Below are 12131 nucleotides of genomic sequence, written 5' to 3' on the forward strand. Positions count from 1 at the left end.
CGCCGCCATGCTGCCGCCGGTCACCGACGTCTGGCGCCCCAGGGCGTCGTAACCCGAGGTGAAGGTGTTGCCGCCGCGATTGCGATAGGTCAGCACGTTGCCGGCGGCGTCGTAGGAATACAGCTCATAGTCGTTGATGTTGGAGCCGCCGCCCGTGGCGTTGGGGTAGTTCATCCTCGCCAGCCGGTCGAAGCCGTCATAGATCAGCGTCGTGACGTTGTTCTTGCCGTCGCTCAGGGTGATCGGCTTGCCGTTGGCGTTGTAGGTCGCACGTTCGCTGATCGGATCAATCTCGCGCCCCGTAGTGATTGAAGTGAGCTGGCTGGCAGCATCATAGGCGTATTTGGTTATCCTATCCGGGCCGAAGGCGCCTTCTGCGGCGAGAGTGCAGGCCGAGCCTGGAGGATTGGCGAAGGTCGCAGGATTCATGCGCACGGTTTCGCAATTTAGGCGACCCGCTGAGTCGTAACTCGTCTGCACCAACGAATGCGTGGTCGAGCCGGACTGCTGGCGCTGGTGCGTCAGTCGACCATAGCTGTCATAGGTCGTCGCCGTCTTCTGCAGGCTGGCGAAGGCGGCCCAGAGGGCGTCGCTCGTCCCGGTCACCGTTCCGACTTCGGCGAGTGTGACCTGGCCGCGTGGATTATAGGTATAGCGCTCAGCTCGGCGCAACAGCGGACCGGTTCCGTCCGGATCGGGGCCGACGACGCCGATAAGCTGGCGCGCATTGTCGTAGCGATAGAGGGTGGTGTCTGCCGTTCCGGCCAGCGGGCCGTTGACCGTGGCGACATCGCCGTTGGGCGTATAGGTCATCGTGGTCGTGGCGCTCAGCGAACCGTTCCCGGCCCCCGTCGTCACCGAGGTGGGCAGCAGGTTGTTGGCCACGCCCGAGGCTCCGTAGACGATCGACGTCTTCACCTCATTGGCCGCGCCCGCGCAACTCGCGCCGGTGACGCATTCCGAGATCGAGACGGGGAGGGTGACGGCCGACGGTGCAGCCACTAGCACGCCTGAGGCGTTCTTATACCAGGCCGTCTGCGGCGCATAGGTGATGCGGGTCTGCGGCCGGGCCGTCCCTGCGGCGGGTGCCGGCGCGGTGATGGTCAGCACGCCGCCGTGCGCGGCGTCATAGGTGTAGTTGGTGATGTTTCCGAGCGCGTCGGTCGTCGAGGTCGGCTGGTTGCACGTGACCGGGTTGGCGCAACTCGCCGGATAGACGGCGGAGGTGGTGATGTTCGCCAGCCCCGTTCCCGGCTTGGGGGCGTGCAGCACCTGGGTGACGTTGCCGCGCGCGTCATAGGTCAGTTCGCCGTAGTCGCCTTCCGGCTGCGTCACCCGCTTCAGGCGGCGCTGAGCATCGTACGTCGAGGTTGTGGTGCGATTGAGCGCATCCTTGACCGAAGTCGTCCTTTGAATAGTTAGGTTAGAGATAGCCGTTTGCGCTTGGCCAAGGGGACCGGTCACCGTTGTGGTTCGCGTTGCGCCGACATCCGAGTAGCCATAATTCCAAGCTCCCGATGCATCTGTAAGCGTGGCAACTCGCCCTGCAGCATCGTGCGTCATAGCAATACTTGCCGTCGAGCTACCGGGCAGTGTCACCGAGGATATGGCGCCGCTCGTGAAGGACAGGGCGGTTGTGCGTCCCAAGGCGTCGGTGCTGGAAAATGCGGAGACGCTGCTGGAATAGGTCGCAGTCGGCCATACCCGCGAATAGATGCAGTTTGTAGCGATCGGATCGCACGCATCTATCGTCGTATTGAATCCCGTCGCAGAGACGAGACGATTATATCCAGACAGATCGGAAAACTCGAAAGCAAAATCCTCCTTATACTTTAGATGTATTCTATATCCTCTGTTGTTCGATATCGACTGGAGGCGACCAAACGTTATGCGAAATCCTGAAGGCATCAAGACGGATGTGTACCGGTAATGAAATTCCGTTAAAGTCCCGTCGGTTGAGCGAATAGACAGGAGGCGGCCATTGTTTGCTTCGGGATGATTGGGCACGGACGCCGCAGGTCCGCCGAACGTCAGCACTTCACCTCGTCCGGTCGTGTAAATTAGATTAGATCCCGACTTTACAAGAGTTTGACCTCGATTGGTCACGGGAGTGTAGGTGGTGCCGCTGACGGCAAAGAGATCCGACGTTCCGCCGATACTTATGGCCATGGTCGAGCCTGTCAGATTGGCGGTCCCGGTCGCGGAGTCTCGGTATTGCCCGCCAATCCATGTACGACCAAAACTCAGGCCGCCGCTCTCTTGAGGCCCTATGGTGACATCGGTAGTGCTGAAGATGAAAGCGCCCGAGATGAGGTCTACGCGTTGCTGGTCGTGATTCACATAGGCTGGTGGCGGCGTGACACGAGCCGATTGCGCTGCCGCGTGTGTCGCCGATAGGCTTCCAAGAAAAAGCGCGCTGCTGGCTAGGAGGGCGAGTTTGAGCGGAGTTTTCATTTTACGCCCTCAGGGTTCGGCGAGGCGCCTGGTGCGACCTCGAATTCTCCCTCCTCGTCCTGGCCGCCTTGGGGCTCCGCCCAGGCCTCGCCAGGAGCCTGGCTCTGTTCGGTTCCTTGGGGCGGGCTCATCAGGCCTGAAACCGGCGCGCCGGTCGCCCGGCCCGTGCGGTTGTCGGCCTTGTCGAGGACGTAGGTCGTGGCCTGGCTCGTCGAGCCCGTCGTGCGGGTGACGCCCGTCAATCGGCCATGCACGTCATAGGCGTAGGTCTGCGTCTGCTGCGCCGAAGCGCTCGTCGCTACGACCGCCAATACGGCGGCTCCCAAGGCTATCCGACCGATCATTCCGCCCTCCCATTTCGAGAACCACGGTTTCGGGAGTGCGACGAACGGTCAAGCTTAGGTTGAGCCAATCACAACAATGTTACGTGAAGCGCATCCTCACCTCGGACATGCCCCGGCGCCCGGCGGTCCGCGACAAGTGCACATAGACGTCGATGGTCGATCGCACGTAGTGGACCACATCCTCTCGCCGCAGCCGCGTTCCGCCCTGGAGGACGAGCAGCGCGATCTGCTCGACCGCCCGCTCCGGCGTATCGGCATGGACCGTCGTCATTGAGCCGGGGTGGCCGGTGTTGACGGCGCGCAGGAAGGTGTAGGCCTCGGGGCCGCGCAGTTCGCCCAGGATGATGCGATCCGGCCGCATGCGCAGGGAGGCGTTGAGAAGATCTTCAGCCGCGACGGCGGCCTCGCCCAAGGCGCTGCGGGCGGCCAGCAGACCCAGGGCGTTGGGATGGCGCAGGTGCAACTCGGGCGTGTCCTCGATGAAGATCAGCCGCTCTTCCTCGGGGATTTCGCGGATCAGGGCGTTGAGGAAGGTGGTCTTTCCGGTCGAAGTGCCGCCGGAGACGAGAATGTTGCGACGCCCGCGAACGGCAGCCGACAGAAGGCCCGAGATATCGCCCGCGTCGCGCTTCGCCTGGAGTTCGGCGTCGAGGGCGGCGCGCGGCGAGGCGCCGCCGTTGTTGAGGGAGGCGAAGGCCCCCGAGGCGGCGTAGTCGGACAGGGCCATGTCCGCAGCCACCTGCTTGCGGATGGCGAAGGCGACGCCGCCGCGCGTGGCGGGCGGGGCGACGACCTGCACGCGCTCGCCGCCCGGTAAGGTCGCCGACAAAATGGGATGCTCGCGGCTGACGCCTTGATGGGTGAAAGCCGCGATCTGTCGAGCGAGACGCATCAAAAGGGCGTCTGTCAGCTCTGGAGCGACGTGACGCTCGAGGCCTCCGCCCAGGCTTTCCGCCCAGAGCTCGCCGGGCGCGTTGACGTAGATGTCGGTGACGTCCGGCCGCGCCAGAATGTCGGCGAACGGCGCCAGATAGCTGCGCAGATAGACCTGGCCTTCGGCGGGCGCGGCTTTCATCGCGCGTCGCCGCCCGGAAACTCCAGGTCACGCGCCACGAAGACGCTGACGCGCGCGCCGGCGTCCACGCGCAAGGTCGGCTGGATGTTGGTCGGGGCGACCGTCGAACCGCCGCCTTGCGTCGATCCGGGCAGGGCGACGATGACGGAGGCATCGCCGCTGAGGCTGCGGCTGGCGGCGGCGACGCCGATGTTGAGGGTGGTCTGCAGCAGGGCGGAGCCGAACCGCTGCAGGAAATGGGTGTCGACGCGCCCGCGCACGCCGGCCCGCCCCTGGGCGTCGGCGACCGGCGAGGCGATGGAGATGGAGACGCCGTCCGGGCGAACGAGACGCGTCCATTGCACCAGGGCGCGGTTCTGACCGGCGGTCAAGTCGGCCTGGTATTCGCCGAAGAGACGCGAACCGCGCGGGATCAGGACGCGACTGCCGTCGAAGCCGCGCACGTCGCTGGAGACGATGGCCCGGGCGAAACCGGGACGGGTGGAATCCAGCGCCGTCTCCAGCACGGCCGGGATCAGCGTACCCTGGGCGACGGTGGACGAACGGCGGGTCAGGCGGGAGGTTTGCACGGCGCCGTTCTCGCGAACAGCGCCGCCATTGGTGGGCGCCCCGTCTACGGCGCCCGTATCGCCGCGAGGGGACGAGGTGGTGTCGATCACCAGGGCCGAGGCCCCCGATGAGGACGCCTGCATCTGAGGCGGCGCCGGCGGCTGCGGCTCATTCAGCCAGGGCGGCGGCGCATAGTTGGGCGGCGGCGGTTGCGGCGCAAAGGGCGATTGCGGCGGCTGAGGTTGCGTCGGGACCTGAGCCATAGGCGCCGCGCCGCCGGCGTCTTGCATAGCGGACGGCTCGGGCGGCGCAGGCGGGCCTGGCGTTTCAGGCAGGATGTAGAGGGGCGGCAGCGCCTGGGACGGACCGGCGGCGCCCGCGGCCGCCAGCGTCGTCGTCGGGGCCGTGCGGGCGCGCCGCTGGCCGTCGAGAAGGTTGAACAGCAGGACCGCGCCCAAGGCCACCCCGCCGGCCGCCAGCCAAACCGTCATCGGCCCTTGCCGTCCGGCGACGACCGGGCGGATATCGGCTTCGGGCGACGCCGCAGGCCGAGGATCGCGGGCGTTCATCGTCATCGCGAGGTCCTCACGCGCAGGCGCTCGGCGCGGGCGCTCTGGCGCTCCAGCCGGAACAACAGGGCGGGATGGACGGCGTCGACCACATAGCGGCCGTCGCGCATATGGCCGTCCAGCAGGATTTCATCGCCGCGTTCGTCGATGGCGAAGACGACCGGCAGGGTCTGGCGCGGCCGCCATTCGATATAGGTGCGCAGGCCGTCGTCGCTGATCGAGGCGGGCCGCAACGCCCGGGCGCCGCTGAGACGATAGCGGCCGATGTCGGGCTGGAGCTCGGGCCGCTCGGCGTCGGCGCGCTCGGCCGGCGCGAAGCGGACGGTGAACGGGGCGTCCGGAGCGGGCCCATAGGCAGACGACAGTTCGAAATTATAGACCCGGGCGTCGGTTATGACCGTCATATTGGTGGCGACCCCGGTGCGCAGAGACTTGAGGAAGAGGGCGTCGCCGCGCTTGTTCAAAGTGATCTGCCAGGCTTCGGCGTCGCCGACGGCGACGTTCTCCACCCGTTCGGCCGGATCGAAGATGACGGTGAGCTGATAGTTGGCGGCCACGGTGAGCGGCACCACCTGGTCGGCCTGATAGACCAGGGTGCGCACCCGCGGGTCAGAAGGAGGGGTGTCCGTGAGCGTCTGGGCCAGGGCAGGCGTGGCGCACAGAAGCGCGGCGACGAGGAACAGGCGCTTCATTCGACGCCTCCGGCCTCGACGGCTTCCGCCTCGACGAAGCCCTCGTCGGGCGACTGGACGATGCGCGCGGGCGCGGCGGGCGGCGCCGGCTCCAGAGTCTCGGGGTCCTTGCGGTACTTCGTGACCTGGAAGCCGAGCGGATTGACGTAGCGGTCCTCCACCGACATGGGCTCGCCGGAGAAGCCGTATTCGATGACCGCGACCCAGGCTTGCGGATCGCGGTCCGCCCCGCCTTCATCGCGGCGCACGGTTTCGAAACGCACCAGGGCCGAGCGGGCGTCCAGCGGGGAGACGCTCTTCACCCGGGTCTCGACGACGGTCGTGCGCCCGTACTGCACCAGCGGGCCGTCCAGGTTGGAGGGCTGCATCAGGGCCAGGTAGTCGGTGCGCGCCTGGCCGGCGGACCACAGGCCGATCTTGCGATAGTCGGTCTGCAGGGTCGCCATGTCGAAGCCCTCGCGGCCGATGACGTACTGCACCAGCATGGACTGGACGAGCGCCTTGTCGGGCGTGATCTGGGCCTGATCCAGCGGCTTGAGCGCCTCGACGAAGCCGGTCGTGCGATCGACCAGCAGGGTGTAGGGCTCGACCGTCTTCAGCGGCGCCAGCAGCATCAGGGCGAAGCCCTCCGCCACGGCCACGGCCACGGCCGCGCCGGCCACGATCCAGGCGACCCGGCGGGACTTGCGCAGGCTGTCGGCCTGGTCGGAGGCCCAGCTCCCGGCTTCGCGGTAATAGGCATCGAGCGCCTCTCTGGCGGGCTTCTTCATGAGCGACGGTCTCTCAGGGCGGCTCCGACCGATTTTCTCGGGCGGGCGCGGCGCAGGGCCTGGCCGTAGGCGGTGGCGTGGGCCGGCGCGGGGTCTTGTCCGCCAAGCCGGGCGGTGGAGGACGGCGAACCGCCGACGGCCGTGTCGCCTTGGGCGAAGATCAGCCGTTCGCGGCGCTGGGCGGCGCTCATGGCCTCGGCCACGGCGACGGCGCGAGGCGAACCAAGGCGCGTCGCCAATGGGGCGGCGGCAAGCGAGAGCGGAACGGCGTCGGCATGGGCGGGCGCTGTTTCAGTCGCTCTTCTTGGCGCCGCTTCACGCCATGGCGTCGGCAGATGAAGGGTGAAGGCGAGGCGCAGCAAAATGGCGAGCGCCCCGCCGAGCGCCAGCAAGAAGCCGAGGCTCATGACCAGCAGTTCGATCGGCGCCGAAGGCGTCAGGGCGTTGGCCTGGCGCATCTGCAGCACCTGGGCCAGCCAGGGCTCCAGCAGGGCCAACTGGACCCCGAACAGCAGAGTCACGGCGACCGAGGCCAGCAGGGTGAACACCAGGGCCCGCATCCACCCGACGAAGACGCCGCGCGCGACGTCGAACAGCAACAGCCCGGCGAACAGCGGCGCCAGCGCCAGAAGCAACCCGGCGGTCAGACGCACGGCGGCGAAGGCGGCCACGGCGCCGGATAGGAACAGCACCCGCGCCCAGCCCAGCGCCGGGTTGTCGGCGATCGGGGTGCGCTGCGGCGGTTCATTGGGATTGGCTGGCGGCAGGGTCGCCAGCTCGTCGCGGCCGGTGCCGTAGTTGGTCAGGCGGATGATGGCCGCATCCGCCGCCTGCAGCCGCTGGATCAGGTCGCCTTGCGCGCCGGGCAGACCGGCGGGGCGGCCGACCGCGGCGCTCAGCTGGGCGGGGCCTTCGACGACGACGTCGTAGACGACGGTCTTATAGGCGGGCCAGCTCATGGCCAGGGTCAGGACCACGCCGATCTTGACCGCCGCCATGACGCCGTCGCGCACCGAGGGCGCGCGTCCCATCATCATGGCCAGGCCGAACAGGGCGACGAAGATCGTCAGCAGGGCCGTCACGACCTGGATCGTCGGGGAGGCGGGATCGGCCAGCGCCTGATAGCCGCCGGTCCCGATCGCCTGCGCCTGGCAGTCGATGTGACGCAGCAGGGTCGACAGGAAGGCGTCGCCGGTCGAAAGGCGCGGACAGCTCGCCATGGTCACGCCTGCTCCAGCAAGGGCGCCATCCAGGCGTTCGGGTCGTCGCCGGCCAAGGCGCGCAGTTCGTCGAGCAGCCGCACGGTGCGCTCGCGCCCGGACAGCACGGTCAGGATGTCCTTCTCGCCCGACAGGTCCAGGCGGGCCACGACGCTTTCGCCGCCGCGCTTGATCAGGAAGCAGTGGGCGCTGTCCGGCAGGGTGCGGATCAGGTCGAACTCATGCGGGGTCAGGCCGAAGCCCTGCACATAGTCCTCGGCCCGCGCCTTGGCGTTGACCATGAAGATCTGGGTGGCGGCCTGTTCGACGATGGCGCTGGCGATCCGGCTTTCCAGGGCGTCCTGGGCGCTCTGGGTGGCGAAGCCGACGATGCCGTTGCGCTTGCGGATGGTCTTCTCCCAATCCTTGATGCGCCGCACGAAAACTTCGTCGTCCAGGGCCTTCCAGCCCTCGTCGACGACGATGATGGCGGGCGAGCCGTCCAGCCGTTCCTCGACGCGGTGGAAGAGGTACATCATGGCCGGGGTGCGCACCGCCGGATCGTCCAGCAGCACCGTCATGTCGAAGCCGACGGTGCGAGCCGTCAGGTCGGTCAGATCGGTGGGATTGTCGAACAGCCAGGCCCGCTCGCCATCGCCCCACCAGGGCCTGAGCCGCGCCCACAGGTCCCCGGCCTGCGGACGCCGGTCGCCGCGGAACAGCTCTGCCAGATAGCGCAGGCGCCGATGCTCCAGCGGCTGCTCGAAGTTGGCGCTGATGGCGTCGCGAATGCGCTCCATGTCCGTCACGTCCGCCCCGCCGGCGAGCTGGGCTAGCCAGTCGACCAGGAAGCCGCGATTGGCGGGCGTATCCTCCAGCTGAAGCGGATTGAGGCCCGAAGCCTGGCCCGGCCGTAGCAGATCATATCGCCCGCCGATGGCGCGGATGAACAGTTCCGCCCCGCGATCCTTGTCGAAGAAGATGATGCGCGGATCCAACTTGCGCGCTTGCGCCAGCAGGAAGTTGAGCACGACCGTCTTGCCCGAGCCCGACGGGCCTATGACGGTGAAGTTGCCCAGGTCCCCCTGGTGGAAGTTGAAGAAGTACGGCCCTGCCGCCGTAGTCTCCAGCAGGGTGACGGCGTCGCCCCAGTGGGCGCCGTTCGCCTGTCCGGTCGGGAAGTTGTGGATGCTGGCCAGGCCGGCGAAATTGCTGGTCGAGACCAGGCCGCGCCGGGCGATGTATTTGAAGTTGGCGGGGAACTGGGCCCAGAAGGCCGGCTCCAGCGCGATCTCCTCGCGCACCGCCACCACCCCCATGTCGGCCATGGCGGCTGTGACCTCGGCCACGCCCGCATCCACGGCGGCCGGGCTGTCGCCGCGCACGGCGATGGTCATGTGGTGTTCGCCGTATCCGGCGCGTCCGGCGGCCACATCGTCCTTGGCCTGGGCCAGTTCGCCGCGCAGGGAGACGGCCTCGTCTTCGGCCGAGCGCATCCGGCGCAGCGCCAGGTTCATGCGCTCCAGCGCCGCCTGGCGCTCGACGAAGGCGAAGGACTGGGTGACGGTCAGTTCGACCGGCAGCCGCATCAGCTCGTCGAACATCCCCGGCGCGCTCCAGGACGGATAGTCCTTGATCGACACTAGGCCCAGGAAGCTGCGCGGCAGATGCCCCGCCGCAGACAGCTCGACCGTCTCCTGGCCGAAACTGACCCGGCGATAGGGCAGATAGGCCCCCAGGTCCTGATGCGGCAGCAGCACCAGCCGCTGCTCGCCGTTGTACAGCTCCGACAGGAATTCCAGCGGCTCGGAGCACGGTCCCTGCGCGGTGTCATAGACGCCCAGCAGGCGCGGCTCATATTCGCCCAGCGCCGCCAGAAGAGCGTCGCGTCCGGCCGCCAACTGGGCCAGTTCATGGTTCTGCGCCGCCTTGGGCTCTGCGCCGGCCCGCGTGAACCAGCCCCGCACCTGATCGGCCAGGCCCAGCCGCCCCTGCAGCGGCCGCCGCACCAGGGTCAGATAGAGGTCGTTGACGAACAGCTGCTTGGTCGCCAGCCGCTCGGCCCAGCGGTCGCCCAGGGTCTGGGAGAAGGCGTCGGGATAGTCGACATCCAGCGCCGGCTCGACGCGGCGGCGCACCACATGGTGATAGAGGGCGAAGCGCGAGGTCCCGATGGCGCGCAGCATGGCGTCGCGCAGGCCCTTGCGATAGTTGAGCTCGCCGGTGTCCGCCGTCTCGAACAACAGGCCGCGCAGGCGGATGACCTGCAGCAGCAGGCCGTCGCGGGTCTCCAGCGTGTGGTCGTCGACATGGCGGGCGTAGGGCAGGTGGCTGCCCGCCGCCTGCTCGCGTCGCACGGTCTGTTCGCCCTGGCTCAGGGACGGTAGGAGTTGCATCGCCAGATCTTGTGATTGCGCACGCGCGGGCAGCGGCTGACCCGCGTCAGCCACAGATCGATGATCCGCGGCTCGCGCAGACACAGCAGGACGCCGATCCCGTGGATGATCAGGGCGGCCGGCAGGACCCAGACGGAGCGGAAGATGAGAAACAGCTCCGCCGCGATCACGGCGTTGATGATGAAGTAGTTGTAGGTCACGCCCGCGAACATCTGCGGCCGGGTCAGGGCGGTGAACAGGGGCGTGCGCTCAAGCTCGTCCAAGGCGGATCTATCGGATAGCCGAGGCGGTGGACTGGATGCCGGCGACGATGCTGACGGCGCCGAACAGGATGAAGCAACCCAGGATGACGACCGCGCCATAGCGCCAGTTGATGCGCCCGGTCAGCATCATGAGCCCCACGCAGGCCACGGCGATCACCGCCACGACCGTGGCCACCGTACCCAGCAGCGTGCCCTGAAGCCACTGCGCCGCCGAGACGATGGGGCCGGATCCGCGCGGGTCGGCGAGGGCGGTCTGGGCGTGGGTAATCGCGGGGAATGTGAGGCTCACAACAACAATAGAAACAAGCCGCATAATGTTAAGCAAACTTCGACGCATGTGCTCTCGCTTAATTTAGTTCCGACGTTTTTCTTTAGTGTCTTTTATGTGAAAATTTATGAATTTAAGGCTCAAAAAGTAAGTATCATTTTTTGGTTTTGCCATTCGGTAGAATTTCACAGCTCCGAAGGTGTTTTTTTAAAAAAAATCTAATGAAAATTAGAGCGCTAGTCGCAGCCGCTGACATGGCAAAAAAGCCGCCCGAAGCCATGATTTCGCTATTTGACGCAGTCTTCGAGAGCAGGTCGTAAGAAAAGCCAGCAAGACTCACGGCGCATATAAATAATCCACCCATTATAGGAATAAGAAGGCTTTTTCTAATGTCGTTTAAAAATTTGTGCATTTAACTGCATCTCCCGTCGCCCCAAGTTCTCCAGATGGTGTCGGCTGAGCCCATCGCGGGGAAACCTAACCGTTGCGCGGCAGAAGATCGGGTTTCCTTCGCTTGCCCAAGACCAAAGTAGGCTCCCGCTCCGGTGCCGATTTTAGGTATAGAGTACGAAAGTCCACGGCTTCCTTCACCCCACGTTACACTTCCTCCGCCAGATCGTCCCACCGCAATCTCGCCAGCCGCGATAGATGAAACGCTTGTGGAGCCGTCAGGTCCAAGCGCTGATGTGGAATGTTGCGCCCCTGCGGACAGTCCACTTCCCACGAATAGCCCCGCGCCCCAAAGACGAGTGTTATTGACAAAAACTGAAGTTTGAAACCCCCTCCCAGGCAGGCCCATATTGCGTGCCGGGGTGCTCATGCGCACGCCCAACCCGAAGAACTGACCAATCGGTCCGCCAAATGCTCCTCCAGAAAGCATCACCTCCGCTTGAAGGTAACCCTCTGGGCAAGTGTCCGAAGCGTCAAGATCTTGGCCAGGATTGCGTCGCCTTGTTGGTCGAGCGCCATTTCCTGAATCCAAGCGATTCACAGGCCGACGCAAGCCCCCACTGCCCCCGGCGAGAAGATCTCCCATATCGGTCGTCGGATTGCAGTCCTGACCTGGCCAACATTTCCATGTGTCGCCTGGGACATCGCTAAGCCCCAATGGATCGATTGCATTCATCGGATCTGCGCTGACATAAGCGTAGAGGTTGGCCCCATCGCCATAGCCGATGGGGTCGGTCTGCATGAAGCGCCCCAGCTGGGGCGCGTAGACACGGGCCTTGTAGTGGTAGGCCTGAGCCTGCGGCAGCCAGATCTGGCCGGTGTACTGATAGAGGCCGGTGTTGCCTGAGCCTGGCTGGCCGTATTCGTCATAGGTGTTGATGTTGAGCCCGGCGGCCGTGGCGCCGGTCAGGGCGACGACCGAGCCGCGCTCGTCCGTCATCGCCCAGCGGCGATGGGTCAGGGTGGCGTCGTTATAGGTGACCACCACCTCGTCCAGTCCGGCGCCAGGGATATGGCGGCGGGTCAGGGTTCCGGCGGCGTTGTACTCGCCGATGGCCTGGGCGCCGTCATAGAGTAGGCGCGACGCTCCCATCTGGCTCAT

Annotated in this window: 10 protein-coding genes and 1 pseudogene; all 11 read right to left on the reverse strand. The window is 66.2% G+C overall.

Annotation, left to right across the window (positions count from 1 at the left end; translation table 11 throughout):
- Nucleotides 1–1335: pseudogene (locus ACWIDZ_RS15890) on the reverse strand (RHS repeat-associated core domain-containing protein); the annotation flags it as partial.
- Nucleotides 1336–2450: 1115 nt separating this feature from the next.
- Nucleotides 2451–2798 (reverse strand): hypothetical protein, encoded by a 348-nt coding sequence (locus ACWIDZ_RS15895; RefSeq protein WP_453990372.1) that lies wholly within the window; start codon nucleotides 2796–2798, stop codon nucleotides 2451–2453.
- Between the two features lie 79 nt (nucleotides 2799–2877).
- A complete protein-coding gene (gene virB11, locus ACWIDZ_RS15900) occupies nucleotides 2878–3873 on the reverse strand; it encodes a P-type DNA transfer ATPase VirB11 (protein ID WP_453990374.1) in 996 nt (331 codons plus the stop codon).
- Nucleotides 3870–4997 (reverse strand): TrbI/VirB10 family protein, encoded by a 1128-nt coding sequence (locus ACWIDZ_RS15905; protein WP_453990376.1) that lies wholly within the window; start codon nucleotides 4995–4997, stop codon nucleotides 3870–3872. Before ACWIDZ_RS15905 ends, virB11 begins: the two co-directional genes overlap by 4 nt.
- Complete coding sequence (locus ACWIDZ_RS15910) at nucleotides 4994–5683, reverse strand: TrbG/VirB9 family P-type conjugative transfer protein (protein ID WP_453990378.1); 690 nt, start codon at nucleotides 5681–5683, stop codon at nucleotides 4994–4996. The genes ACWIDZ_RS15905 and ACWIDZ_RS15910 overlap by 4 nt, the downstream gene beginning before the upstream one ends.
- The gene (locus ACWIDZ_RS15915; protein WP_453990380.1) at nucleotides 5680–6453 is read right to left on the reverse strand and encodes a virB8 family protein; all 774 of its coding nucleotides are present in this window, start codon (nucleotides 6451–6453) and stop codon (nucleotides 5680–5682) included. The genes ACWIDZ_RS15910 and ACWIDZ_RS15915 overlap by 4 nt, the downstream gene beginning before the upstream one ends.
- The gene (locus ACWIDZ_RS15920; RefSeq protein ID WP_453990388.1) at nucleotides 6450–7673 is read right to left on the reverse strand and encodes a type IV secretion system protein; all 1224 of its coding nucleotides are present in this window, start codon (nucleotides 7671–7673) and stop codon (nucleotides 6450–6452) included. The genes ACWIDZ_RS15915 and ACWIDZ_RS15920 overlap by 4 nt, the downstream gene beginning before the upstream one ends.
- 2 nt (nucleotides 7674–7675) lie before the next feature.
- Complete coding sequence (locus ACWIDZ_RS15925) at nucleotides 7676–10048, reverse strand: VirB4 family type IV secretion/conjugal transfer ATPase (RefSeq protein ID WP_453990382.1); 2373 nt, start codon at nucleotides 10046–10048, stop codon at nucleotides 7676–7678.
- Nucleotides 10027–10311, reverse strand: a complete 285-nt coding sequence (locus ACWIDZ_RS15930) for a type IV secretion system protein VirB3 (RefSeq protein WP_312991436.1) — start codon at nucleotides 10309–10311, stop codon at nucleotides 10027–10029. The genes ACWIDZ_RS15925 and ACWIDZ_RS15930 overlap by 22 nt, the downstream gene beginning before the upstream one ends.
- Before the next feature lie 7 nt (nucleotides 10312–10318).
- Nucleotides 10319–10600, reverse strand: coding sequence for a TrbC/VirB2 family protein (locus tag ACWIDZ_RS15935; RefSeq protein WP_453990384.1), 282 nt, complete (start codon nucleotides 10598–10600; stop codon nucleotides 10319–10321).
- A 391-nt stretch (nucleotides 10601–10991) separates the two neighbouring features.
- A partial coding sequence (locus tag ACWIDZ_RS15940; RefSeq protein WP_453990386.1) for an RHS repeat-associated core domain-containing protein occupies nucleotides 10992–12131 on the reverse strand: 1140 nt, incomplete at its 5' end.

Source organism: Brevundimonas sp. NPDC055311, assembly GCF_053645695.1.